The 22,563-nt window shown below is 69.0% G+C and carries 27 protein-coding genes and 1 tRNA gene; 4 read left to right on the top strand and 24 right to left on the bottom strand.

Features of this window, described 5'->3' with window-relative positions:
* Window positions 1-9: 9 nt before the first annotated feature.
* Both STVA_RS21840 and STVA_RS21835 read right to left on the bottom strand, forming a co-directional pair.
* Window positions 10-1,086 carry an ABC transporter substrate-binding protein gene (locus tag STVA_RS21840; protein ID WP_123692064.1) on the bottom strand — a complete coding sequence of 359 codons (1,077 nt, stop codon included), beginning with the start codon at window positions 1,084-1,086 and terminating at the stop codon, window positions 10-12.
* A gap of 156 nt (window positions 1,087-1,242) precedes the next feature.
* Complete coding sequence (locus STVA_RS21835) at window positions 1,243-2,529, bottom strand: NAD(P)/FAD-dependent oxidoreductase (RefSeq protein WP_123692062.1); 1,287 nt, start codon at window positions 2,527-2,529, stop codon at window positions 1,243-1,245.
* Between the two features lie 74 nt (window positions 2,530-2,603).
* Between STVA_RS21835 and STVA_RS21830 the strand changes: the two genes are divergently transcribed.
* Window positions 2,604-3,332: a HugZ family pyridoxamine 5'-phosphate oxidase gene (locus STVA_RS21830; RefSeq protein ID WP_123692060.1), complete on the top strand. Its 729-nt coding sequence runs from the start codon at window positions 2,604-2,606 to the stop codon at window positions 3,330-3,332.
* Here the strand turns inward: STVA_RS21830 and STVA_RS21825 are convergent.
* From STVA_RS21825 to STVA_RS21790, 8 genes are all read right to left on the bottom strand, one after another.
* Window positions 3,317-3,937, bottom strand: coding sequence for a LysE family translocator (locus STVA_RS21825; protein ID WP_123692058.1), 621 nt, complete (start codon window positions 3,935-3,937; stop codon window positions 3,317-3,319). The two genes, STVA_RS21830 and STVA_RS21825, sit on opposite strands and share 16 nt — an antisense overlap.
* Window positions 3,934-4,395, bottom strand: coding sequence for an Lrp/AsnC family transcriptional regulator (locus STVA_RS21820; protein WP_123692056.1), 462 nt, complete (start codon window positions 4,393-4,395; stop codon window positions 3,934-3,936). Before STVA_RS21820 ends, STVA_RS21825 begins: the two co-directional genes overlap by 4 nt.
* A 48-nt stretch (window positions 4,396-4,443) precedes the next feature.
* Entirely contained in the window at window positions 4,444-4,854 is a 411-nt protein-coding gene (locus STVA_RS21815; RefSeq protein ID WP_123692054.1) for a gamma-butyrobetaine hydroxylase family protein, read from the bottom strand.
* On the bottom strand, window positions 4,838-5,053 hold the full coding sequence (locus STVA_RS21810; RefSeq protein WP_123692052.1) for a Trm112 family protein: 216 nt from the start codon (window positions 5,051-5,053) through the stop codon (window positions 4,838-4,840). Before STVA_RS21810 ends, STVA_RS21815 begins: the two co-directional genes overlap by 17 nt.
* A gap of 49 nt (window positions 5,054-5,102) precedes the next feature.
* Window positions 5,103-5,774: an LON peptidase substrate-binding domain-containing protein gene (locus tag STVA_RS21805; RefSeq protein ID WP_123692050.1), complete on the bottom strand. Its 672-nt coding sequence runs from the start codon at window positions 5,772-5,774 to the stop codon at window positions 5,103-5,105.
* 28 nt (window positions 5,775-5,802) lie between these two features.
* A complete protein-coding gene (gene trxA, locus STVA_RS21800) occupies window positions 5,803-6,714 on the bottom strand; it encodes a thioredoxin (protein WP_123692048.1) in 912 nt (303 codons plus the stop codon).
* A 99-nt stretch (window positions 6,715-6,813) separates the two neighbouring features.
* Window positions 6,814-8,409, bottom strand: coding sequence for a peptide chain release factor 3 (locus STVA_RS21795; protein ID WP_123692046.1), 1,596 nt, complete (start codon window positions 8,407-8,409; stop codon window positions 6,814-6,816).
* A 12-nt stretch (window positions 8,410-8,421) separates the two neighbouring features.
* The gene (locus STVA_RS21790) at window positions 8,422-8,961 is read right to left on the bottom strand and encodes a prolyl-tRNA synthetase associated domain-containing protein (protein ID WP_123692044.1); all 540 of its coding nucleotides are present in this window, start codon (window positions 8,959-8,961) and stop codon (window positions 8,422-8,424) included.
* Window positions 8,962-9,104: 143 nt separating this feature from the next.
* Here STVA_RS21790 and STVA_RS21785 point away from each other — a divergent pair.
* A tRNA-Gly gene (locus STVA_RS21785) sits at window positions 9,105-9,179 on the top strand.
* A 121-nt stretch (window positions 9,180-9,300) separates the two neighbouring features.
* Here the strand turns inward: STVA_RS21785 and STVA_RS21780 are convergent.
* The 14 genes from STVA_RS21780 to STVA_RS21715 form a co-directional block, all read right to left on the bottom strand.
* Window positions 9,301-10,845 carry a terminase large subunit gene (locus STVA_RS21780; RefSeq protein WP_123692889.1) on the bottom strand — a complete coding sequence of 515 codons (1,545 nt, stop codon included), beginning with the start codon at window positions 10,843-10,845 and terminating at the stop codon, window positions 9,301-9,303.
* Window positions 10,846-10,901: 56 nt separating this feature from the next.
* Entirely contained in the window at window positions 10,902-11,294 is a 393-nt protein-coding gene (locus tag STVA_RS27775) for a phage terminase small subunit P27 family (RefSeq protein WP_123692042.1), read from the bottom strand.
* A gap of 160 nt (window positions 11,295-11,454) precedes the next feature.
* Window positions 11,455-11,802, bottom strand: a complete 348-nt coding sequence (locus tag STVA_RS21770; RefSeq protein WP_245978402.1) for an HNH endonuclease — start codon at window positions 11,800-11,802, stop codon at window positions 11,455-11,457.
* A complete protein-coding gene (locus STVA_RS21765; RefSeq protein ID WP_123692038.1) occupies window positions 11,802-12,422 on the bottom strand; it encodes a hypothetical protein in 621 nt (206 codons plus the stop codon). Before STVA_RS21765 ends, STVA_RS21770 begins: the two co-directional genes overlap by 1 nt.
* 2 nt (window positions 12,423-12,424) lie before the next feature.
* Complete coding sequence (locus tag STVA_RS21760) at window positions 12,425-12,853, bottom strand: hypothetical protein (RefSeq protein WP_123692036.1); 429 nt, start codon at window positions 12,851-12,853, stop codon at window positions 12,425-12,427.
* A gap of 56 nt (window positions 12,854-12,909) precedes the next feature.
* Window positions 12,910-14,076, bottom strand: coding sequence for a phage major capsid protein (locus STVA_RS21755; RefSeq protein WP_123692034.1), 1,167 nt, complete (start codon window positions 14,074-14,076; stop codon window positions 12,910-12,912).
* A 2-nt stretch (window positions 14,077-14,078) separates the two neighbouring features.
* Window positions 14,079-14,618, bottom strand: coding sequence for an HK97 family phage prohead protease (locus STVA_RS21750; protein ID WP_123692031.1), 540 nt, complete (start codon window positions 14,616-14,618; stop codon window positions 14,079-14,081).
* Window positions 14,615-15,835, bottom strand: a complete 1,221-nt coding sequence (locus STVA_RS21745; protein WP_142235853.1) for a phage portal protein — start codon at window positions 15,833-15,835, stop codon at window positions 14,615-14,617. Before STVA_RS21745 ends, STVA_RS21750 begins: the two co-directional genes overlap by 4 nt.
* A 124-nt stretch (window positions 15,836-15,959) precedes the next feature.
* A complete protein-coding gene (locus STVA_RS27770) occupies window positions 15,960-16,118 on the bottom strand; it encodes a hypothetical protein (RefSeq protein WP_170216573.1) in 159 nt (52 codons plus the stop codon).
* A 359-nt stretch (window positions 16,119-16,477) separates the two neighbouring features.
* A complete protein-coding gene (locus tag STVA_RS21735; protein WP_123692025.1) occupies window positions 16,478-18,982 on the bottom strand; it encodes a DUF3987 domain-containing protein in 2,505 nt (834 codons plus the stop codon).
* Window positions 18,979-19,380: an NADP-dependent isocitrate dehydrogenase gene (locus STVA_RS21730; RefSeq protein WP_142235852.1), complete on the bottom strand. Its 402-nt coding sequence runs from the start codon at window positions 19,378-19,380 to the stop codon at window positions 18,979-18,981. Before STVA_RS21730 ends, STVA_RS21735 begins: the two co-directional genes overlap by 4 nt.
* Window positions 19,381-19,392: 12 nt before the next feature.
* Complete coding sequence (locus STVA_RS21725) at window positions 19,393-19,683, bottom strand: hypothetical protein (RefSeq protein ID WP_197735703.1); 291 nt, start codon at window positions 19,681-19,683, stop codon at window positions 19,393-19,395.
* A gap of 152 nt (window positions 19,684-19,835) precedes the next feature.
* Window positions 19,836-20,474 (bottom strand): hypothetical protein, encoded by a 639-nt coding sequence (locus tag STVA_RS21720; protein ID WP_123692021.1) that lies wholly within the window; start codon window positions 20,472-20,474, stop codon window positions 19,836-19,838.
* A gap of 192 nt (window positions 20,475-20,666) precedes the next feature.
* Complete coding sequence (locus STVA_RS21715) at window positions 20,667-21,122, bottom strand: hypothetical protein (protein WP_123692019.1); 456 nt, start codon at window positions 21,120-21,122, stop codon at window positions 20,667-20,669.
* Between the two features lie 266 nt (window positions 21,123-21,388).
* Between STVA_RS21715 and STVA_RS28475 the strand changes: the two genes are divergently transcribed.
* Together STVA_RS28475 and STVA_RS21705 are read left to right on the top strand one after the other, a co-directional pair.
* On the top strand, window positions 21,389-21,835 hold the full coding sequence (locus STVA_RS28475) for a helix-turn-helix domain-containing protein (RefSeq protein ID WP_123692017.1): 447 nt from the start codon (window positions 21,389-21,391) through the stop codon (window positions 21,833-21,835).
* A gap of 121 nt (window positions 21,836-21,956) precedes the next feature.
* Entirely contained in the window at window positions 21,957-22,460 is a 504-nt protein-coding gene (locus tag STVA_RS21705) for a hypothetical protein (protein WP_123692015.1), read from the top strand.
* Window positions 22,461-22,563 lie beyond the last annotated feature (103 nt).

The raw sequence follows: 22,563 nt of genomic DNA, 5'->3' as shown, positions 1-22,563 counted from the left end.
GGGGCCGGATCAGCCCTTCAGCATCCACTTGTTCCAGCGATCCAGTGCCACGGCCTGGTTGTCCGCCCACCAGGTCAGGTCGTTGAAGAACTGCTTGGCGAGGTTGACCGGGTTGGTGATGAGCAGCGGCACGACCTTGGGCTCGACGAACTTCACCAGGTCGAGGTTGAGGCCGGGATAGCCCAGCTCGTTGGTGTAGATCGCCTGGCGCTCGGCCTCGGCCATCACGGCCAGGAACTTCTGGCTCCAGTAGGGGTGCTTGGCGCCCTTGGGGATGGCGAAGTCGCTTTCCTTCACCGCGCCGCCGGCCCACTCGATGCCGATCGGCGCATCCTTCATGACGAGGTCGTAGAAACGCCCGCTCCAGCCCGACGCCAGGTCGACCTCACCGTCGACCAGCAACTGGGCCGGCTGCGCTCCGGCCGACCACCAGACGTTGATGTGCGGGCGGATCTCGTCGAGCTTGCGGAAGGCGCGGTCGAGGTCGAGCGGATAGAGCTTGTCAGCCGGCACGCCGTCGGCCAGCAGCGCGAATTCCAGGTTGTCGACCGGGTGGTTGCGCAGCGAGCGGCGGCCAGGGAACTTCTTCACGTCCCAGAACTCGGCCCAGCCGACCGGGTGGCCCTGCTTGAACGCCTCCTTCCGGTAGCCGAGCACGGTCGAATAGACCGAGCGCGGGAACAGGAACTTGTTCTTCTTCAGGTTCTCGGGAAAGCGCGACAGGTCGATGATCGAATGATCAAGCGGCTCCAGCAGGCCCAGCCGCTCCACCAGCACGCCGTCCTGCCCGGCAATCTCGGTCACGTCCCACTCGACATTGCCGGATGCCACCATCGCCCGCAGCTTGGCGGTGTCGGCCGGGCTGGTGTCGATGACGCGGATACCGTAGCGGCGCTCGAACTCGGTGAAGAACGCCTTGCGCAGGGCCCGGTTCACCACGCCGCCCGAAGAATTCACCACCAGGGTCTTCGGCTTCTCGGGCTCCGCCGCCCAGCCGGGCCGCACCACGCCGATCGCCAGCGCCGTGCCCAAGAGATGGCGCCGGGAAATATTGCCGATAGTCTTGCCGGATAGTGGATTCTTCATTTCACGGACCCCAGCCTGTTCGGCACACAGGCTGGCCTTTCCATGCCGGAAACGCTGCGCTGCGGCGATTAACTTGGTCTGGAGCGTGCGTCCCGGGCGCGTGCCGGTCAAATCGCAAGATTTCGCCGATGCATGCCTTTAAGTTATGTGAACGGCCTATCCTCGCCCGTCGCGCCAGCGATAGAGCAGCAGCATCCCGCGCGCGATGCGGCGGGCGAAGCCGTGCGCCGCGATCGGCCGCAGGGGCGACAGCGGCAACGGCATGTCGCGGCCATCGCCGCCGTCGAGCCAGCGCGCGATCTCCCGCCCGAGGATGGAGGCAAGGGCGACGCCGCGGCCCTGGCAGCCGATCCAGGCGACGACGCCCGGCGCCAGTTCGTGCAGGTGGGGCATGCGGTCGGCGGTGATGCCGACGGACCCGTGCCACAGATGGTCGAACGCGACCTCGCCGATCTGCGGGAACACCTTCTGCAGCCGCTGGCCGATGCGCCGGCGCAGGCGGGCGTCGTGCCCGGCATGGACCACCAGCGCGCCGCCGGAAACGAGCCGCCCCGCCCGGTCGAAGCGGAAGAAGTGCAGGTCGCCCTGGGTGTCGGACAGGGCGACGTTGCCGACCAGGATGCTGCGGCGGACATTCTCGCCCAGCGGCCGGGTCGCCATCTGATAGGAGCGGACGGGGATCACCGTCCGCCGCAGGCCGGGCCACAGGTCGTCGGAATAGGCGTTGGTCGCCAGCACCACCTGGCCGGCCAGCACGGCGCCGCCCGGCGTCGTCACCCGCCAGCGCTGGCCATCGCGCGCCAGGCCGGTCGCGGGACTGGCCTCGTGCAGGCGGACGCCGGCAGCGACCGCGGCATGGGCCAGCCCGCGGGCATAGGCCAGCGGGTTCACGTGCCCGCCGTCGCGGTTGAGCCAGCCGCCATGCCAGAAGTCCGACCCGGTGACGGCCGCCGTCTGCTGCCGGTCCAGCACTTCGACGGGCGCCCCGCGCCGGCCCCACTGCTCGGCCCGGCGGCGGCTCAGCGCCACCCGGCCGGGGCGATGGGCGGGCTGGATCCAGCCATTCTGCTCGGCCTCGCAATCCATGCCATGGCGGCGGATCAGGTCGAAGGTGTAACCGGCCGAATCGCGCACGAGTGCTGCATAGGCCTCGCCCTTCTCCGGGCCCAGCATCGCCACGAAATGGTCGGGGTCGAACCGCGGGTGGGTCGGGATGACCTGGCCGTTGTTGCGCCCCGACGCCCCCCAGCCGACGGCCGCGGCCTCGACCACGACGACGGACGCGCCGCGCTGGGCCAGGTGCAGGGCCGTCGACAGGCCGGTATATCCGGCCCCGACGACGGCCACGTCGGCCGTGACATCGCCCGCCAGCGGGCGGGTTGCCGGTCCAGGCGGGGCGGTTGCCGCCCACAGGGACGGCGGCAGGGCAGGGGCGTCTGTCATCGGCGGCCGGCTTCCGTTGGAGGCTCGGGTTGCGACTGTAGACCAGCCGGCACCGTTCTGGGACAGTTCCGCCCATGACGGACGACATCGCGACCACGGCGCGTCGGTTGGTGCGCGCGCTCGACCGGGCGACGCTGGCGACCGGGCAGCATGACGGCGACGGCTGGCCCTATGCCTCGCTCGTGATGGTGGCGACGGACGCGGCCGGCTGCCCGCTGCTCCTGCTGTCGGGGCTGGCCGAGCACACCCGCAACCTCGGCGTCGACGACCGCGCCTGCCTGCTGTTCGACGGCACGGCCGGGCTCGACCGGCCGCTGGCCGGCCCGCGCCTGTCGGTCATGGGCCGCATCCAGGCGACGGACGACCCGGCGGCGCGTGATCGCTACCTCGCCCGCCACCCCGACGCCGCCCTCTATGCCGGCTTCGGCGACTTCCGCTTCCATCGCCTGGTGCCGGAGCGGGCGCATCTGGTGGCGGGGTTCGGGCGCATCCGCTGGGTTGCGGCCGGCGACCTGGCGCCGCCCGCCGAGCCGTCCGCCGTGGCGGCGGCAGAGGCCGATATCGTCGCCCACATGAACGAGGACCACGCGGCTGCCATCCAGCTCTATGCCCGCATGGGCGGCAGCCGCGAACTGGGCTGGCGGATGACCGGCGTCGACGTCGAGGGCATCGACCTGCGCCTGGGCGGCCAGGTGCTGCGGGTCGACTTCGACCAGCCTTGTGCCGACGCGGGCGCGGTGCGGATGGAACTGGTCCGCCAGGTGCGGGCCGCGCGGGCGCGCTTCGCTCAGACCGCGGCGTAGAGCGCCGCCAGCCCGAAGGCGACGAGCATGCCGCCGCCGATGCGGTTGATCCAGGCCAGGCCGGCCGGCGTCACCCGGTCGCGCAAGCGCCCGACCATCAGCGACAGGCCGAGCCACCAAGCAGCCGAGCCGAGGAAGACGCCCAGCACCAGCACCATGGCCGCCACGCCGTCGCCCGCCCATTCCGCCAGCCCCAGCCCGGCGAAGGCGGCGGCGAAGGAGAGGATGGTGGCAGGATTGGTGACGGTGAGGAGGAAGGTGGTGGCCCAGGCGAGGACAAGCCCGGCCGGCCGCGCCGCGCCTTCTCCGGCCGGCCGCGGCGCCGGTGTCGCCATCGCCGTCTTCCAGCCGAGCCACAGCAGGAAGAGCCCGCCCAATGCGGCCATCCAGCCCTGGGCCGCCGTCATCGCGTCGGCGACGACCGCCAGGCCGAAGCCGGCCACCGCGCCATAGGCGGCATCGGCCGTGGCCGCGCCGATGCCGGTGGCAAAGCCCAGCGCCGGCCCGTCCACCAGCGTGCGGCGGATGCAGAGCAGCCCGATCGGCCCAACCGGGGCGGCGATGGCCAGCCCCAGCGCGAAGCCCTTGGCGAAGAGGATCATCATGCCGGCCGCGCGGCGCAGGGCAGGGCCGCGGTTTCCTTGGGCGAGGAGAGCGCCAGCGTCGTGCGCGTGCGCACCACGCCGGGCCAGGTCTTGATGGTGGCCCCGATCAGCCGCTCCAGGTCGCCGGTCGTGCGCGCCCGCACCTTCAGCAGGTACGACCAGTCGCCGGTGACATGGTGGCACTCCTGGACCTGGGGCTCGCCGAGGCAGCCGGCGATGAAACCCGCATCGTCCCCGGGCGCCGCCAGCAGCACCTCGACGAAGGCGCAGACGTCGAACCCGGCCAGGCGGGCATCCACCCGGCCGTGGATGCCGGCCAGCGTGCCATCGGCCAGCAGCCGGCGCAGCCGCTCGTTGACGGCCGAGGTCGAAAGCCCGGCCAGCTCGGCCAGGGCCGCCAGCGGGCGACGGCCATCGGCCTGTACAGCGTCGAGAAGAATGCGGTCTATATCGTCCATGGCCGGAAAATATCCGGTCGACTAGTCAATAGGAAGGATAAACTCCGGTCAGGCGCGCGGATCGCGGGATTTTCCGTCTGCCGTCACGGCTGCCTCGTAGTTTGCCCACAGGCGCGCCCGGTCGCGGCCGATCTCGTAGAGATAGGCCCAGGAAAAGATGCCCGTGTCGTGCAGGTCGTCGAAGCGGATGCGGATGGCGTAGTTGCCAACCGGCTCCAGCGCCAGGATCCCCACGTCGCGCCGGCCGGTGACGAGCTGTTTCTGCCCGGGGCCATGGCCCTGCACCTCGGCCGACGGGCTCTCGACCCGCAGGAACTCCGCCGGATAGTGGAAGGTGCTGCCGTCGTCGAAGTCGATCTCCAGCGCCCGCTCGGCCTTCTGCAGACGGATCTCCAGCGGCCAGTGGGCGGTCTGGAAATTGCCCGCGGAGCTGGCGGGGCTATCACCCCTGACCGGCATGGCCACTCTCCGCCTCGTCCATCTGGCGGGCTTCCTCGACCAGCATGATCGGGATGCCGTCGCGGATGGGATAGGCCAGGCCGGCATGCCGGCTGACCAGTTCCTGGCGCACGGGGTCGTACTCCAGGGCGTTCTTGGTCAGCGGGCAGACCAGGATTTCCAGGAGCTTGGGGTCGACGCTGGGGCGCGGCTCGGTCATGGGCGGCTCCGCTGGGTGGGGCTGGATGACATTTCCGGCCGGGCTCGGATCAATGGCGGACGCGGCTGGGGTCGTCGGCCGATGGCGGGGTGATCGCCGCCATCTCCATCAGCGCGATCAGGGTCTCGGCCCGCCGGGTGGTGTCGCCCGCCTCCAGCAGCGCCTGCTTCTCGCTGGGTCCGAAGGGGCACACCATGGCGAGCGCCACCAGTAGGCGGCCGTCGGGCGTGCTCTTGATCGCCTCCCAGTCGGCCGACAGGCCCTGCGCCTTGAAATAGGCCTCGACCGCCTTCAGCAGGCGCGCGCGGTCCAGCTCCGGCGCCTGCTCCTCGTCCATGTCGGCGGCATAGGCGTCCCAGGACGGCACCACCCGGCGATAGCCGCGGGTGGTCGCGACCTCGCTCGCCACGTCGAAGCGGCAGAGGCCGGACAGCGTGATCAGGTAGCGGCCGTCGTCGGTCTCGCTGAACGAGACGATGCGCCCGGCGCAGCCGGTGCGGTAGAGGGCGGGCGCGTGCCCATCCCGCTCGTCCTCCTGGGGCTGGATCATGCCGATGATGCGGTCGGACGCCAGCGCGTCCTGCACCATGTGCAGGTAGCGCGGCTCGAACACGTTCAGCGGCAGCTTGCCGTGCGGCAGCAGCAGCACCCCGGTCAGGGGAAAGACCGGGATCGACCGCGGCAGGGCCGTGAAATCCGGGTCGAACGGATGGCGGCTCATGGGCGGTCCTGCCGGAGGCTGCGAGGCGTCAGGAAAAGAGGATCGAGGACAGGCGCTTGCGCGCATCCATCGACAGGGGGTCGCTGAAGCCGAAGGCCTCGAACAGCTTCAGGAGCTGCTTGCGCCCGGCCTCGTCGTTCCACTTGCGGTCGCGGCGGATGAGGTCGAGCAGTTGGTCGACCGCACCTTCGCGGTCGCCGGCGGCATAGAGGGCGATCGACAGGTCGTAGCGCGCCTGGTGGTCGTTCGGGTTGGCGGCCAGCTTGGCCTCCAGCTCGGCGAAGGCGCCGGCGGCCTTCTCGCCTTCCTCGGCCAGTTCCAGCGCCGAGCGGGCGGCCACGATCTCGGCATGGCCGGCATGCTCGGCCGGCACCTGGGCCAGGGCCTCGCGGGCGCCCTCCAGGTCCTTGGCCTCGATCTGCACGCGCGCGATGCCGGCGATCGCCAGCACGTTGGTGGGCTCGGCCTCCAGGATCTGGGCATAGATGTCGCCCGCCGTGCCGATGTCGCCCGCGGTCATGGCCTCCTTGGCCATCACCAGCGCTTCCTCGACCGGCGACTGCTTGGGGCCGGCCAGCTTGGCCATCTTCTGCACGAACTGCTTCACCTGGCTGTCGGGCAGGGCACCCACGAAGCCGTCGACCGGGCGCCCGTCCTTGAAGGCGTAGACGGCCGGGATCGACTGGATGCGCATCTGCCCGGCCAGGTCCTGGTTCTCGTCGATATTGACCTTGACCATGCGCACGGCGCCGCGCGCTTCCTTCACCGCCTTCTCCAGCGCCGGCCCAAGCTGGCGGCAGGGGCCGCACCAGGGCGCCCAGAAGTCGACGATGACCGGCTGGTCGAACGAGGCATCGACCACGTCGGCCATGAAGGTGGCCGTGCCGGTGTTCTTGACGAGGTCGGCCGCCGCGGGGGCAGCAGCGATGAGCGGTTCCATCGGCGGGGCTCTCAAGCGTGAAATGGGCGGAAACGTGGTGGATTAGATGGCGGTTCGGCGGGACGGAAGCAAGGGTCGAGGTCGCCCCGCGTGCCGCCTTCAGGCGACGACCCGGTGCTCGCGGATGGCGTTGAAGCGGATGTCCTTCCAGTCCTCGCCCGTCTGGCGCAGGTGCCAGGCGTTGCGCGACAGGAATACCAGTGCCCCGTCATGGTCCTCGGCCAGGGCCGAGCGGTTGGCCTCGACGAAGCGCTCCAGGACCTTGGGGTCGTCGGCCTCGATCCAGCGCGCGGCATCGACCGGGGCCGGCTCGAAGCGGGCGCGGATGTCGTACTCGGCGGCGATGCGGTGCGACAGCACGTCGAATTGCAGGGGGCCGACGACGCCGACGATCCAGTCCGAACCGATCATCGGGCGGAACACCTGGGAGGCGCCCTCCTCGGCAAGCTGGATCAGGGCGCGCTGCAGGTGCTTGGCCCGCATCGGGTCCTCCAGCCGCACGCGTTGCAGCATTTCGGGCGCGAAGCTGGGCACGCCCAGGAAGCGCAGGTCCTCGCCCTCGGTCAGCGTGTCGCCGATGCGCAGCGAGCCGTGGTTGGGGATGCCGATGATGTCGCCGGGGAATGCCTCCTCGGCCAGTTCCCGGTCGCGCGCCAGGAAGAAGACCGGCGCATTGATCGCCATCGTCTTGGCGCTGCGCACATGCTTCACCTTCATGCCGCGGCGGAAATGGCCCGCGCACAGCCGCAGGAAGGCGATGCGGTCGCGGTGGTTCGGATCCATGTTCGCCTGGATCTTGAACACGAATCCCGCGACCTTGGTCTCGGCCGGCGCGACGGTGCGCGTGTCGGCCACCTGCGGCCGGGGCGACGGCGCGAAGCGCTCCAGCCCGTCCAGCAGCTCGCCGATGCCGAAGTTCTTCAAGGCGCTGCCGAAGAAGACCGGCGTGCGGTGCCCGGCCAGGTAGGCGTCGCGGTCGAAGGGCTGGCACAGGCCGCGCGCCATCTCGACATCCTCGCGCAGCTTGGCCGCCAGCACGGGGTCGAGTGCCGCGTCGATCTTGGGGTCGTCCAGGCCGTGGCATTCCTCGGCCGGCAGGATGCGGTCGCCAGCACCGCGGTCGAACAGCACCAGCCGGTCGTGCAGCAGGTCGTAGCACCCGCGGAAGTCGCGCCCCATGCCGATTGGCCAGCTCGCGGGCGACGCCTCCAGCGCCAGCGTCTCCTCGATCTCCTGGATCAGGTCGAAGGGGTCGCGCGATTCGCGGTCGAACTTGTTGACGAAGGTGATGATCGGCACGTCGCGCAGGCGGCAGACCTCGAACAGCTTGCGCGTCTGCGCCTGGATGCCGCGCGCGCCGTCGATCACCATGACGGCCGAATCGACCGCGGTCAGGACGCGGTAGGTGTCCTCGCTGAAGTCCTCGTGGCCCGGCGTGTCGAGCAGGTTGAAGATGCAGTCATTGTGCTCGAACGTCATGACCGAGGCGGTGACCGAGATGCCGCGGTCGCGCTCGATCTTCATCCAGTCCGAGCGCGCGCGCCTGGCGTCGCCGCGCGCCTTCACCGCACCGGCGGCCTGGATGGCGCCGCCGAACAGCAGCAGCTTCTCGGTCAGCGTCGTCTTGCCCGCGTCGGGGTGGGCGATGATGGCGAAGGTGCGCCGGCGGGCGGCCTCCTCGGCGGGGGTTCCCATGGCGGCTCCGGCTCAGGCGAGGTCGACGATGCGCGGCGTGTGGCCGCAGGCCGCGATGAAGCGCAGCAGGTCGGCCGGCGCGATCGCCGTCGTCGCCCGGTTGGTCAGCGGGTGATAGTTGAGCGGGTCGAGATCGAGCATGCCGCGGTCGAGCACGACCGTGACGCGCTGCGCCGGGTCATTGATCAGCGAGAAGGGCGTGACCGCACCGGGCGTCACGCCCAGCGCCTCGACCAGCAGCTCCGGCCGGCCGAAGGACAGCCGGGCAGAGCCGATGCGGTCGGACAGGCTCTTCATCTCGATCGGCCGGTCCTCCAGCGTGACGACGAGCCAGAGCTGGTCCTTGCGGTCCTTCAGGAACAGGTTCTTGCAGTGCCCGCCCGGCAGGTCTCCGCGCAGCCGCCGGCTTTCCTCGACGGTGTAGAGCGGCGGGTGCTCCACGGTGCGGGTCTGGATGCCAAGCTCGCCCAGCCGCGCCAGCAGGCGCTCGGGCGTGGCGTGGTGCGGCCCGGGGGCGAGCGCCGGGGCGGCGGGTTCGGTCAGGTCTGTCATGATCGTGGGGCTATATACGGGTGCCCGCCGGCCGCATCAACGCGCATCCGAACGATGGTCGCAAAAGGGGCTTGCAAAGCGAACGCGCCTGGATATTATCCGCGCCCTGTCGACGCCGGAAACACCGGCCGACGAACTGGTACGCGGGCGTAGCTCAGGGGTAGAGCACAACCTTGCCAAGGTTGGGGTCGGGCGTTCGAATCGCCTCGCCCGCTCCAGTTTCCTCAGGAAAATCAAGGACTTGAAGATGGCTCGCCTCGGCGGGCCTTTTCCTTGCCCGGGCGGCGGAAGCAGGGCGGAAGCAATCGGCGCAAGATGGTTCCCGGCGTCGGCGGCCCCCTACACGAACAGCACGCCCTCCGGCCGCCCCGTTTCGTAGACCGAAGGCCCCGCCTCATTGGCCAGCGCCCGCCCGATTCCCATAGCGACCGCGACCGCCCCGTCGATCTTCCCCAGCGCCTTGTGCTTTGCGAACTTGATGTTGCCCGCGGCATCCGGCTCGACCCTGATGTTGGCGATGTTCCAGCGCAGCACCGGGTCGCCGCCGGCCTTCAGCTTCCGACCGATCACCGCCCGCTCGATCTCTTTGCAGGGCGCCGACATGGACGCGAAGCCCTGGCCGAACTGCACGACGGGCAAGCCACGCTCTTGCAGTCTGGTCAGGAAGCCCGTGGCGCCCCAGCGGTCGACCGCGATCTCGCGCACGTCCAGGTCGCTGCATAGCTCGACCAGGTCGGCAATGATGCGCTCCTGGTCGATCACGGCACCATCGGTCACCACCAGCCGGCCGGACTCTTTGAAGGCCGCATAGGGCGCATTCTCCGCGATCCGCTTGCGGTAGGTGTCGGCCGGGACGTACTGCCGACCCCACACCAGCCACCCATCATCATCGTCCTGCGCCACGGCATAGACGGCCGCGAGGTCGGACACGCTCGCAAGGTCGACCCCGACATAGACCGATCGGCCGGCCAGATCCGCCCGCTCGACCGGAGCCTTGGCGCTCTCGTCATAGATCGCCATGTCCACCCACGACACGGTCGCGGCATCGCCCCAGATGTTGAGGTAGAGCCGGCGGAACATCTCGCGGACAGAAGGGATCTCGGCCGCCTGGCGCGCCATTACCCGCATCTCGTCGAGGGACCGGAAGCCCGCGGCGAGGGCGGGGTTGACGGCCTGCCAGATGGCTTCATCGCGCCAATCGGCGTCGTGCGGCGCCTGGTAAAGCACCGGCAGGAACGTCTCGTCCTCGACCTGGCCGCGCTCGACCTTCAAGGCGTAGTCGTAGAGATCCCATGCAAGCGTGCCGCGGCCGGCGCCGGCGGTCGTGGTGACGATGGTCAGCGGGCACAGCCGCTTACCCATGGATGACACCAGCACGTCCCAAAGGTCGCGCGTCGGCCAAGCGTGGATCTCGTCGGCGAGCAGCGTCGAGACGGCCAACCCGTGCTTCGAGTACGCCTCATGGCTGATGGCCCGATAGGTCGACTCCGACCGCGGGTGAACGATCATGCGCCGGCTGTCGACGATCCGGGTTGCCTTGGACAGGTCGGCATCGGCACGGATGGCGCGGGCGGAGGCGTTGTACGCGATCGACGCCTGTTCCCGGTCGGCCGCGGCAGCGATCACCTGGCCGGCGGCATCGCGCTCGGGACCGAGAAGGCACAACAGCGCCAGGGCTGAGGTCAACGACGTCTTGCCGGAGCCGCGGGGCAGCAGCAGGAAGACGGTGCGGATCTTCCGGTGCCCTGCCTCGGTGACGTCGCCGAAAACCTTGCGGACGATGCGCGCCTGCCAGTCATGCAGCTTGAACGGGCGACCGGCGAGCGGCCCTTCGGTATGGCGCAGCTTCTCGACGAAGCGCACGGCGCGCTCGCCCTTCCCCATCGGATCGGCGATCGGGCCGGCCAGGAAGCGCGAGCCGGTCAGGCAGCCTGCGACGGTCACGACAGCAGCCCGTCCCAATTGTCTGTGGTCGCCGCGGCACGCTCGACATTGCCACGACCGCGCGGCGTCATGCCGAAGGTATCGAGCAACCTGCACGCCTGGTTGCGGGCGGCTTCCATGATGCGGACGGCCGGGTGCGGCTTCAGTCCGCCGTCGCCGGTCGGGGTCGACATGCCCTCGCGGGTGATGGTGTCCCGCGCCTCGCGCTCGGTCGCCAGCGTCTCGGCCAGCAGCTCGAACGCCCGCAGGTCCGCCAGCGTCAGGGTGCCAAGGGCGACCGCCACGGGCGCCAGCTTCCGCCATTCGACCTTGGCGCGGTCGGACAGGTGCGCAGGGGCAGCAGGTGCCTTCTCCAAGCGGGCGGCGGGGTCGCGAGCGGGCTTGGCCATATCAGCCCCGGCCAGGAAAAATGTCGGGAGGGGCCGACGTCGCGCGCGAGACCCCCGCGCGGTCCACGCCCCACGGCCCCAATCGGCGACCCCATTCGCCCCTTCGACCCGCCGGCCGCCTCGATGCGGCCCCGATGCGGCGCCTGTGCGGCGATGTCGGTCATTCGACGCGACCCCCGCGCTTGGCCCGCTGGTCGGCGATGGTGCGGCGGGAGTGGTGTGGTTTGCACATGCTGCGCAAGTTGGCCCAGGCGAGGCGGGCGCCGCCGTCCGCGATGGCGACGATGTGGTCGACTTCATTCGCAGCAGCCCCGCACATGCAGCAGCGGGGGTGTGCTGCCAGGAACCGCTTGCGCAGCTCGCGCCACTCGCCATCGTATCCGCGCAGGGCTGCACTCGGCCGGACGGCATCGTGCGCCTGGCGCCGCGCCCTGGTGCAGCCAGGACAGCGCGGCGTGCTGTAGGCGGCATGGCCGGCAGGGCAGTGCTTCATGGGTGCGGGGGGCATCACGCGATCCAAGCGTTGCGATAGGCGGCCAGCAACTCCGGCACTCCCGCGGGCATCGGCGCGTCCCGGCTGGTCGGGGTTGCCCAGCTCGCGCTGTAGACGTCGGGCACTTCCTCGGAACGAAGCATCGGATCGCGGCCGGCCTGGTGGTACAGCCACTGCACCCACATGGCAGCGGCCTGCTTCACGTCGTGCGGCACCGCGGCCCAACCGGCTTGATAGACGACGACGATGCGGCCGGCCGACCAGTAGGCGCAGCGACCGCCGTAGACGCGCGACAGGATCGCGGTCGTCGGGTCGACCTCGTAGTCGCCTGGGTCGAGCGCGGCACCATCCTCGACGACGCTGGTGATGGCGACGACGGGGCGCCGCGACAGCAGCAGCCCGTCGCGCATTCCGGTCGGCACCGTCTCGGTCACTGTCTCCATGCGCAGGGTAGGCGGACTGGCGCCGGCCGGGGCGACGAAGCAGACCTGCGCGATGGCCGCTGCGACCCGCAACCCCAGCGGTGCCAGCGTCGCGTCCTTGCTGGCGTCGTCGCCGGACAGGCCGACCGCCTGCCGCAGCTCGGCAGGGGTCAGCAGGTTGTAATCCTCGGCTGCCGTGGTGACGGTCAGCATGGTCAGGCCGGCGGGTTCGCGGTCGGCGCCGCGTGCGGATGGCCCAGGATGGCGACCCCGGCGAGGTAGACGTTGCCGCTGTTGTTGCCGGTCGGCGTGACGGTCAGCCGCAGGTAACGCTTCGATCCGATATACCCGATCTTCCGGCACTCGCTGTCATCGCCGAAGGCGAAGCCGGCCAGCGCCTCGGTGCCGAGTAGGTCGCTGTCAGCCACGGCCTCGGCTCCGCCCATGCTGTCGCTGTCCGAATGCTCGAGCAGCGCGGCGAAGGTGGCGTCGGCGTCGGTGTTCGTGCCCGTCACCACGACCAGGGTGGCGCTGTCGTAGCCGAGCAGGTCGATGATGGCCGACACGATCGCGGTGTTGTCCGTCCGGGCTGCGACCGGGACGATCAGCGGCACGGGGTGGATCGAGTTCATAAGGTCGCGCATGGATGCCTCCAGATGCTGGGGGCGGCCAGCGGCGGCCGCCCCGATCGTGGTCAGGGTCAGCTTGTGGCGATCTTCAGCTTGCGGATCGCCTCCGGCTTGCCGACGCCACCGGCCACCCGGCGGCGGCCGTGGAAGCGGGTCATGCCGTTGGTCGCCTGGCTGTAGGGATCGCGCAGGACGCTGAGGGCGACGCGGTCGAAGATCCGGTAGCCGGCGGCGAAGTCACCAAAGGCGATCGGGAAGGCGCCGCCGGCAATGCTCGGCATGTCCGGCGCCTCGACCACCGGCCGGCCCAGCAGGGTCGTCGCCGGAGCGTTGGCGATGCCCGAGGTCATCAACAGGAAGGTGCCGGTCGAGCCGTCCTTCAGCTTGCGCACGGCGCCCATGGTGGCGCTGTTCATCACCCACGTTGCGCTGCCGCGGTAGGCCGTCGGCACGGCGTGGAACAGGTCGATGATGCCTTCGGCGGTCACGGCCGAAGCGCTGCCCGAGGGCGTGAAGGCCAGTTCGGTGGAGGTCATCAAGCCCAGCGGCTCGCCCTGGCCGCTGCCGTTGACGAAGGCGGCCCCTTCGAGCCGGCCGAACTCCTCGGCGAACTCGAAGCTGACCAGCGACAGGATATCGACGGCGGCGTCTTCGAGCATGACGTTCGAGACGTCGACATAGGCCGCGGCTTCTGCGACCGGGTAGCGGTTCTGACCGAAGGTGGCCGTCGTCGCGGGCCGGGTGTCGTTCTCACCGACCCACTGTCCGGTGAATCCGCCGGTGCGCTTGGGAAGCAGAACGGCGGGTGCGCCGGTCGGCATTACGCGGGCGATCGAGCGGATCGGGGAGAACTGCACCACGTTGCGCAGCAGCTCGGCCATGAACTGGTCGGGCGCCAGGAAGCCGCCCGCGGTGTCATCGGACACCCGAAGGCTGCGGACCTCGTCGGCGGTCAGCGCCTCGCGGCCACGGCGGATGAAGCCGGCGAAGGCGCGGGTCTCGACCTCGGCGGCCGGCGGCGTGGCAGCAGCGGCACCTGGGCGGCGCAGCACCGTCTCGGCGCGGTCCAGGCGCGTCCGCATCTCCGCGAGGCCGGTGTCGATGGCGGTGAACCGGGATTCCGCCGTGCTGGTGAAACCGGTGATGGCGGTCCGGATTTCGGCCAGGTCGTCGGTGCCGGCTTCGGGCTCGTCGCCTTCGGCGCGGGTCTCGATGCTGGCGTGCAGGTTGTCGAGCATGGTCACTTCCTTTCGAGCTTCGCCGCCGATGCGCGGATCAGCGCGGCAAGCCCGGCCGCTGCGGGTGCGGCCAGGGCCGCGGATTTGACAGTGAGGAGGCGGGCGCCGTGCTGCGACGGTCGACCGACGAGGCTGACTTCGACGAGTTCGACTTCGAGCACCTGGCGACCGCCCTGCGGGAGGCGTTGCGCCTTCACCGTGCGGAAGCCGATCGACAGGCCGTCGAGCGCATTCGCCTTCAGCAGGGCATGGGCATCGCGGCCGCCCGTGGCGTCGAGCACCAGGCGGCCGCGGACCTTCAGGCCGTGGTCGTCTTCCTCGATCGCGTCCCAGGTGCCGACGATCCCGGCCGGGTCGTGCGACCAAAGCATCAGGGGCCGGGTGCCGGCGGCGCGATGGCGTGCCAGCGATGCGGCGAAGGCGCCACGGCGGAGCACGTCGCCGAAGCTATCGGGCCGACCCCAGACGGCCGCATAGCCCTCGATCGAACCGCTATCCTCGCCAGCGAAGCGGAACTGGATGTCGCGATGCTGGAGGGTCAAGGCGTTGCCCCCACGTTGGCCGGCGGCTGCTGGCCGTTGGCGACCGGGCCGACGTTCTGCGGGCGCGTGAAGACCTCGCCGCCCTGATAGGGCCGGCGGTTCTCCATCTCGCGGACCTCGTCGGGATTGAGGACACCGTGGGCGATCGCCGTGGCGTAGGCCGCCATCCGGGCTGCCAGGTCGGCCCGGGTAAGGTCGTCGACCAGGAACTCTACATAGAAGCGACCGCGCTCCGCGGCGGTGAACAGCGCCCGGTTCAAGGCGTTTTGCCAGGCGCGCAGATACGGGGCGAGGGTCCAGACGAGGAACTGTTGCCCCAGCTCCTCCGCGCTCGACTTCGTCACCCGCTCCAAGTCGTTCATCAGCGGCGCGGGAATGCGGAAGGCGCGGGCGATCTCTCGCAACTGGAAAATCCGCATTTCCAGGAACTGCGCATCGACCGAGGAAAGCTGCATCGCCTCCCACGTCACGCCATCTTCGAGCACCGCCACCCGGCCGGCATTCGAGCCGCCCCGATACAGCTGCTCGAACGATGCGCGCAGGCGGGTGATGACGGGTTCGGTGAGCGCCTTCGGATGCTTCAACACTCCCGCCGGCCGGGCGCCGCGACCGAACAGGCCAGCGCCGTAGGATTCCAGCACCATCGAGAGGCCGATGGCTTCCCGGCACTGGTCGATCGGCGACAAGCCAAGCTGACCGCCGACGTTGAAGGTGCGCAGGTGCAGGATGCGGCTCCGGTCGACCTCCGCCCCGCCGAGACGATAGACCGGTTCCAGGGTGGTGGCGTGCCGCTCGACCGTGACGGTACCGGGATCAAGCGCGATCATCTCGACCACCTCGCCCCCGCCGCCGCGATTGACGTAGGCGAAGGCATTGCCCCGCGCGGCCATGTTGGCCGTCATGTCGGCGCGGAAGCTGTCGCCCGACGTCCAGTCGTTCGGCTCGGCCAGTAGTCGCGCCGCGGGATGGTCGGATGCGCGGATGCGGCCGCCGCCGGCCTGGCGTTCGTAGATATGGAGAGGCAACTGCCCGACCGGCTCGGCGATCGTGCGCACCGCGGAGAAGACGGGCGGGTGGCGCATGGCCGTTTCGACCGAGACGGGGGTGCCCGACGCGGTCGGGCCGGCACCGCCCAGCAGCAGGGCGGTCCAAGGGTCGCCCAGCGTGCCGGTCGATCGGCGCTCAGGTGCGAAGAAATGACGGAGGCGGTTGAGCATCTTCACCAGGTTCGTTGTGGTGAAGATCAGGCATATGGCGTAGACGTCAAAGAGAATGTACAGAGAAGAATGCGGTTAGATTTGCAGGAAATATCAGTAATATTATTGCGTTGTCGGCGATTATTTACATATCCAGATCGGTTAGGCCCGCTTCGATCAGGCAGGCATTGACCTTGTCATCCTGCCACCGCCGGTGCGTGACGTAGCAGTCGCCGCCGTGGTGCAGCCAATGCCGCTCGCCTGCGCGGGCGGCCAGGACGGAGAGTAGGACATTGCCCGCCATCTCCGGCAGCCCACACACTAGGCAGCGGTGCGGGTCCGGCTGGTCCGGTGCCAAGCGGTCGTCATTGAGCAGGTGCCCTCGAACGACCGCCAGGGCCGTGCGGTGGGCAGTGTCTGGCGATTGGCGGTCGGTCTCCGCCAGGCGGCTCGCCGTCAGCGCGAACAGCGCCCGCACTTGGTCGGGAGGGATCGGGACGGCTGTGCCGTTAATGCCGTTAGTGCCAATAGGTGTGGGATCAGGGGCCGGTGAGGGCGTCGGCGGCACTGTGCCGTTAGTGCCAATAGTGCCAATAGGCCGATTGGCGGCTTGGGCGCGGCGCTCCAGCGCGGCCCCGTTTCGCGCGAGCGCAAGCCATCGGCTCATCGGCCGGCCACGAAGATTGCTGGATTCACGTCGTAGTTTTTCGCCGCCCGGCCCTTAACGCTGCCGGCGCGGCTGAAGCGGCCCCTGATAAGCCCGGCCTCGACCAAGGCATCGCAGGCGGCATCCATCGCGGCCGCATCGCGGAGCGGCCCGCCGACTTCCCGCCGAGCGTCACGCGCGTTGAAGGTGGCCAGCCCGTTCCGCTTGAGGAAGCGGATCAGGGTCATGGCGGCGCGCTCGGCCACCGGGATCGAGGCGTCGCCGAACACCCGCTCGGCCATGGGGATGAAGTAGCCGTCGACCAGGCCGGCGGCGGCTGTCACCGCCTCGGCGGATATTGCGGTCGGCTCCGATGCGCCGCGAACCCCACACCACCACAGATGTTCGACGACGGTGGCGAGCCGGAGCGCGTGACCGCGCGCCTTGCCGAGGGCGCCAGACATCATGCCACTCGCCTCGTGCGCGCGCTTCGACATATCCCGAGCGAAGTCTTCGAGCAGGTTCTCAGCCTCCGTCGACAGGCGGAGGCGCTTGGGTTCGGGGTTGCCGTGCTCGTCGCTTCCCATGCCGAGGTCGGCCAGGCGCGCGAACGCGGCCCTGGCGTCGGTGTCGTCGGCCTCGATGCGAGACAGCGAGAACTCGGGCAGGCTGTCCGGCCATGCCCATAGGAGCCGGGAAGCGAGGCCATCGTCCGGCCCCTCGATGATGGTCGACAGCTTGTCGGGTTGCACGCCCCCGAGCACGCCGACACTGAGATGGCGGATGCGGAGCGGCTCCGGGTTCTTCACTCGGTCGACGATGTAGGACCGGCCACCATACATCTCGATCGCGAAGGCGCGGTCGTAGCCGCCGCCGCCGTACTTGTCGAAGGCGCCGAGCCATCCCGCCAACTCGTCGCGGACCACCAGGAGGCCGCGCGGCAGGGCGGCCGTAAGGGCGCCCAACTTCTCGATCGTGAAATCGGCCACGCGGACCCGAGGGCGCACGGGGTCGTCGGGCGCAACGGCGTCCTCCGGCATGTTCGGCGGCCTTTCCCCCGCCCTCAAGGCGATCTTGATGTCAGCTTCCCAGGCGTCGCGCTTGGCCTTGGCGATCTGCTTTGTCGTCTCGTGCTGGCGCTGATCCTGGTCGAAGCCAGCGGCCATGCGATCTTCGGCATGACGCACCAGGTCGAAGGCCGCATCCATCGCCGGCGACTTGCTGGACGACGGTGACCCGACGATTCCGCACCACAGCAGTGGCGGCTCACTCCAGCTCGCACCGGCGACCGGCCACCGCACGTTGGCGATCATCGCGCCGACGCAAGCCAGCAGCGAGGTCGCCACATAGTCCACCGGGGCGGACGCACCGCCCGCCCGCCGCTCGATCCATGGCGCCCAGTACGGTCCCAGAAGGTCGAGCGGGAAATCGGGTGCCAGCCGGCGGCCGGTGCCGAGCAGGGACAGGTCCGGCGAGTGCCAGGCGTCTGGCGTCTCGGCGGCATCGTTCGTCTGGGTCTTTTCCTGTCCGCGCCGGATGTCGGCGTCCAAATCCTTCCCTGCCGCGTATCGACCGCCAATGCCGCTCGGATGCGCCTCGATCAGTCGCCGGATGTCAGGGGGAGCGAACCCCCGCGTGAGCAGGCCGCAAATTACGCTGAAGGCCACGGCGGATCGGTCCTCGCCGGGTTCGGCGCCGGAGGAGATGAGCTTGCGCAGCCCGGCCCCGCAGCGCGCCAACAATTCCTCGACGACTCTATCGGCGTGGGGGCTTTGTTCCTGTTCGCGGCGGGTGTTGTCTTCTCGCCTGGGGGTGCGGTCCTCCCGCTTGGGCCTGCTGGCGAGCACCGGGAGCGCCCCCGGATCAATCAGTTCGCCGCCCCATTCCCTGGCGACGGTGACAGACTGCGGGTCGATAGAGCGCCCGCGCCCGACTTTGGTCGCGTTGGGCCAGTTCAGCAGGCCGGGGATGCGCCAAACGCCGCCCACGTCCTTAGTGCGGTGGTCGCACCCGACACATTCCGCCAGCGCCTGGCTGAGGGGCTTCGCCTCGGCCGGCGGCAACGCGCGCGACAGCGGATAGACGGCCTGGAAATTGCCGGGGCTGCTTTCGACGATGTAGGGCGCGGCGAGCGGCAGCGTACCACCTTGGCCTTTGTCGTTGTCCTGATCGGCGACGAGCGCGAGCACGGCGACGACGTCGCGTTCCGAGCCCTTGCTGCCGCTCGGCATGCCCTTTCGGAAGATGGCCCAAGGGGCATAGGCATTGAGGTGGGGTGTGCAGCTGTAGCCCTTCGCGGCCTCGATCATGCCGTCGGCGTCTCCGATGTGGAAATGCGCGACTCGTGGGCCTTCTCTTCGGCCGGTCGCCGGGTTCTCACCAACGCCGAACAGGACAAGCACACCATCGACGCCGGACGCTGCGGCGAGCTGGTGGATCATACGGATATGGGCATCGAGTGCGGCGGGATCGATAGCCGGGACGGCGACGGCCGCGCGGGCGAGCCCGGTGAAGTCGTTCATAGCCGGCGCTCCGCTCGTGTGGCGGCGAGCGCCGCGGCGAAATCGTCGAGGGCGGTCGCTGTGTTGAACTGGCGGAAGTACTCCGCCGCCTCGGCGTCGGACACGTCGGTTTCGAGGCTGCGCGGGGCGAGGAAGAAGGCGCGGGCGCGGACACCGGGCGCGACCTGTCGCACTGCCGTGAACAGCGCACCGACCGTCATCGGCCACTCGCCGCCGATGAGAATCGAGACCTGTTCGCCCTCGGCCGGGAAGGATCGCCGCAGACGATAGGATCGGTGCGGACGGCGCTCGAAGTATCGGCGATCGGCGTCCAGCTCGCGCATTACGGCGTCGCCAAGAGCGCGAGCGCGGGCCTTGGCGTCCTCTTCCGACACATTTTGGGGGTTTGGCGCGACCATGTCAGGCCCCCCTCACGCCGCCGCGCCGGTGTCGGACGAATGCCGCACCAGCCCGCCCATGTACGCGACAGCCCAGCGGTCCAGCTCGTCCCGCGGGTAGAGGGGGGACCGCACCGACTTGTGGTACGGCGGCCCCCCGCCCGTGCTGGCCTTCTTCGCCAGGGTCGCCGGCGACTGCTGGATGCCGTGCACCAACTCGAGGTATTCGCTCGCCTCCCAGCGGCGGAGACGCGGCTTGCGCAGGTGCGGCGGCAGGCAAACCTCGGGCGTTCCCGCAGAAGCGGGTTGCGAAAACTCGGTCACTTTCAGCTCCTAGGTCTAGGTGCTAGCCCTTGCGGGCGGATAGCTGCGGCGTCTCCAAGGGGGGAAGGGCGATCCCATGCTCGGGCTACCCTCCCGGCGCCCCCTTGGAGTGGGCCGCGCCGCGCGGCCTCGCGATCTCCGCCGGGAGAGTCCTATTCCGCCTGCGTGTCCAAAGCGTCCCGCGCCAGCAGGTTTGCAACCATCTGCCAAACGAGCCCGCGGACCACCGCAACGCGATACAGCGGGGGCTCGGGGTCCGGTCGGCCGCGATTGAACTTGGAGACCTTGTCGCCGTCGAAGTGGATCTCTGCCGTCCGATCCGACGTGATTCGGATACCCTGCACACGCTTCGCCATCACCGGGTCGGAGACGATCGCCTTGAGCGCCTCGCCAAAGAGCGGCTGCCCGGTCAATGGGCAAGGCCTGAAGGTCGGCCGCCAGTTCTCCCCCCAGCCGGACAGCTCAGACCCTTCCTGGATCAAGTGCCACGTCATCCACGTCGACGAGGCGCTTTCCTTCCGGGGGCCGTTGAGTGCGACCGCCAGCATGAAGAAGGCGGCGCGGAAGGGATCGACCTCGATGCCCCCGCCCGGGCCGGCGCGACCCTTCAGCAAGTTCCGCTCGAAGCCAACCCCAACCTCATCGGCATAGGCGCGGGCTTCCTGATTGATCGAGCTTTTGGGATTGAAGTGCTCGGATTGCTCCTTCAACGCCCGTTGCAGCTCGGTGAACTCGCTCATCGGCAGGTCGAGCACGGCGACGAGGTGCCCGCAGAAGGTGTTCAGCTTCATGTCGTCAACTCGCAGAAAAAGCCGGGATGCTCGCAGTGATTTACCCAATAGAAGGCGTGGTACTGGAATGCAAGCCCATATCGGGAAAATGCGCGGGATAATGCCGGGGATATTCGCAATGGGGGTGCCGGGTGCTCGCGCGCTATTTCGTCTATCTCTAGGAGACACCGGCGGTAGGAGGCCATGCGCCCGTCATGGCCGGCCCTCCACCAGCGACAGGTGGCATGGAAGGCCGGACGCCCGGACCCTCCCGCGAGCGGGGCGACGTGCATCGTCCTCATCAGCGAAGCGCCTGTCGGGCGCCGGCGACATCCCGCCCAGCGACTGGCGACCGCCGAGGAAAACGACGTCGCCACCGAAATTCCAAACCAGCGACGGCAGGTCGCCCCAGGGCGTCGGGACGATGACCTCCGGCGCTTCTAGCCCCGGGTGCCCCGGGAATGTGATGGTGCGGCCGGTCCGCGTCCCCAGATGCTGATACCGATAGTCGAGGAACGACCACTTCAGCTTGCCGTCGCGGCGGCAAGGAACGATCTCGCCGCCGATGGTGGCGTCGAACTTGCCGGTGAACGGCGGCACCAGGCGGATGATGGGCCCGGGCTTCACGGCCGGCCGCTTGCGCCGGGAGGGCTTCGCCGGGGCGGTCAACGGCCGCCTCCGGTGACCAGCAGGCGGAGAAGCGCGATCGCTTCGGCGCCCGCTCGGGCCGCCGATGCTGGTGGTGTGGTATAGGCGTGGATAGCCATTGCCCTGAACCTCATACGTTCGGGTGGTGGTCAGGCCGGGCGGAGTGCTGGTAACACCCTGCTCGGCCGCTTGCCGTCATCGCGATCAAATGATAACGTGGTGCTAACGATAGAAGCCACCTTCGGCGAGCGTCAAGGCACCATATGATAACGGGGACACAACTTCGGATGGCGCGCGCCGCCCTCAAACTCGGCGTGCGGGACGTTGCGCAAGCGGCCCATGTCTCGCCGGCGACAGTCACGAGGATCGAGGCGGATAGGCCCGCGAATGCGGCCACTCTCGCTGCAGTCCGCACCGCCCTAGAGGCCGCTGGCGTCGAGTTCATTGCCGAGAACGGAGAGGGTCCGGGCGTTAAGCTCAAGAAAGGAAGAACTGAAATGGTTAAGGTTGGATTCACGGAAAGCGAAGGGCATCCCTCCACCTTCAAGTATAGGCGAGAGAGTTTGGGTATCAGTGAAAAAGATATGGCGGCTCAGGCTGGCGTCTCTTTAAAAGATCTGCAAACCCTTGAGGCAACGCCTCCAAATAGCAGCAAATATGACTTGAAAATACTTGCTCCTGTTGAGCGAGTCTTGCTTGACGCTGAAAAGCAAAAGCGGGAAATAGCAAGGTGATAGCGCCGTCCGGATGACGACCGCAGCGTGTCCGGGCTGGTCGAGCGCGTTCTGGAGGGGGGCGGTCGAGAACGCGTATCTGTCGGCGGCGCGGTGAGGGTCTTACAGCGGAGAGGTCAAGATGCCGTTCGACGTCATCTATCTGGATGGTGCGCTTGTGTCCCCGCGGGACCCCCGGAGCAGGGAGAAGGTGAAGCCGGCCAATCGCCTGGTTGACAGCTTCGAGTCCTGGGCAGACGCGCTGGCGCACGTTGTCGCGCTGCAACAGCGGCCTGGATACGATGTGTGGGGTGTTTTCCAGGATGATCGCGAGATCCTGTCGGCGGACGGCCTCCGCCGGATGATCGAGGACTGGAAGTTCGGCCGGGCACCAAGGGCACCATACTTTGCCGCGGATGCAGGCGTCACATTGCCGCCGGTTCGTCATTTCACGGAGGCACTTGAGTTTGGCCGGAAGGCCGGTGCTCGCGAACTTTATGCCGTGGATGGCTGCGCCCTTCCCGAGGCTGCGAAGGGTGCGACATGGCGTCCGGTCGAATTCGATGAGGTCGAAGCGATGCAGCAGCCAGAAAAGCGGGCCGCGCTTGGACTGGCCAGGCTGCAAGGCTGGACGGAGCGGCGATAATTGGCGACCGCGAGCCGGGGCTGCCTTGGGTCGAAGTTATTGAATGTTAAGGCTTAACGCAGGCGTGAACGAACCCAGCGGCGGATGCAAACGCAGATTTGTG

This window comes from Stella humosa, assembly GCF_006738645.1.
Classification (GTDB): Bacteria; Pseudomonadota; Alphaproteobacteria; order ATCC43930; family Allostellaceae; genus Allostella; species Allostella humosa.
The sequence above is the reverse complement of the archived record's forward strand: the minus strand, read 5'-3'. Positions and strand labels throughout refer to the sequence as shown.

Bases quoted from the DNA above. Each gene is read 5' to 3' on its own strand.
- STVA_RS27770 (WP_170216573.1), bottom strand. From the start codon at position 16,118: ATGGCGGGCAATGTCCTACTCTCCGTCCTGGCCGCCCGCGCAGGCGAG.
- STVA_RS21810 (WP_123692052.1), bottom strand. From the start codon at position 5,053: ATGACCGAGCCGCGCCCCAGCGTCGACCCCAAGCTCCTGGAAATCCTG.
- STVA_RS21755 (WP_123692034.1), bottom strand. From the start codon at position 14,076: ATGCTCGACAACCTGCACGCCAGCATCGAGACCCGCGCCGAAGGCGAC.
- STVA_RS21705 (WP_123692015.1), top strand. From the start codon at position 21,957: ATGCCGTTCGACGTCATCTATCTGGATGGTGCGCTTGTGTCCCCGCGG.
- STVA_RS21760 (WP_123692036.1), bottom strand. From the start codon at position 12,853: ATGCGCGACCTTATGAACTCGATCCACCCCGTGCCGCTGATCGTCCCG.
- STVA_RS21830 (WP_123692060.1), top strand. From the start codon at position 2,604: ATGACGGACGACATCGCGACCACGGCGCGTCGGTTGGTGCGCGCGCTC.
- STVA_RS21815 (WP_123692054.1), bottom strand. From the start codon at position 4,854: ATGCCGGTCAGGGGTGATAGCCCCGCCAGCTCCGCGGGCAATTTCCAG.
- STVA_RS21820 (WP_123692056.1), bottom strand. From the start codon at position 4,395: ATGGACGATATAGACCGCATTCTTCTCGACGCTGTACAGGCCGATGGC.
- STVA_RS21780 (WP_123692889.1), bottom strand. From the start codon at position 10,845: ATGGGGAAGGGCGAGCGCGCCGTGCGCTTCGTCGAGAAGCTGCGCCAT.
- STVA_RS21735 (WP_123692025.1), bottom strand. From the start codon at position 18,982: ATGAACGACTTCACCGGGCTCGCCCGCGCGGCCGTCGCCGTCCCGGCT.
- STVA_RS21790 (WP_123692044.1), bottom strand. From the start codon at position 8,961: ATGACAGACCTGACCGAACCCGCCGCCCCGGCGCTCGCCCCCGGGCCG.
- STVA_RS21765 (WP_123692038.1), bottom strand. From the start codon at position 12,422: ATGCTGACCGTCACCACGGCAGCCGAGGATTACAACCTGCTGACCCCT.
- STVA_RS27775 (WP_123692042.1), bottom strand. From the start codon at position 11,294: ATGGCCAAGCCCGCTCGCGACCCCGCCGCCCGCTTGGAGAAGGCACCT.
- STVA_RS21730 (WP_142235852.1), bottom strand. From the start codon at position 19,380: ATGGTCGCGCCAAACCCCCAAAATGTGTCGGAAGAGGACGCCAAGGCC.
- trxA (WP_123692048.1), bottom strand. From the start codon at position 6,714: ATGGAACCGCTCATCGCTGCTGCCCCCGCGGCGGCCGACCTCGTCAAG.
- STVA_RS21770 (WP_245978402.1), bottom strand. From the start codon at position 11,802: ATGCCCCCCGCACCCATGAAGCACTGCCCTGCCGGCCATGCCGCCTAC.
- STVA_RS21840 (WP_123692064.1), bottom strand. From the start codon at position 1,086: ATGAAGAATCCACTATCCGGCAAGACTATCGGCAATATTTCCCGGCGC.
- STVA_RS21795 (WP_123692046.1), bottom strand. From the start codon at position 8,409: ATGGGAACCCCCGCCGAGGAGGCCGCCCGCCGGCGCACCTTCGCCATC.
- STVA_RS28475 (WP_123692017.1), top strand. From the start codon at position 21,389: ATGGCGCGCGCCGCCCTCAAACTCGGCGTGCGGGACGTTGCGCAAGCG.
- STVA_RS21825 (WP_123692058.1), bottom strand. From the start codon at position 3,937: ATGATGATCCTCTTCGCCAAGGGCTTCGCGCTGGGGCTGGCCATCGCC.
- STVA_RS21835 (WP_123692062.1), bottom strand. From the start codon at position 2,529: ATGACAGACGCCCCTGCCCTGCCGCCGTCCCTGTGGGCGGCAACCGCC.
- STVA_RS21805 (WP_123692050.1), bottom strand. From the start codon at position 5,774: ATGAGCCGCCATCCGTTCGACCCGGATTTCACGGCCCTGCCGCGGTCG.
- STVA_RS21720 (WP_123692021.1), bottom strand. From the start codon at position 20,474: ATGAAGCTGAACACCTTCTGCGGGCACCTCGTCGCCGTGCTCGACCTG.
- STVA_RS21745 (WP_142235853.1), bottom strand. From the start codon at position 15,835: ATGCTCAACCGCCTCCGTCATTTCTTCGCACCTGAGCGCCGATCGACC.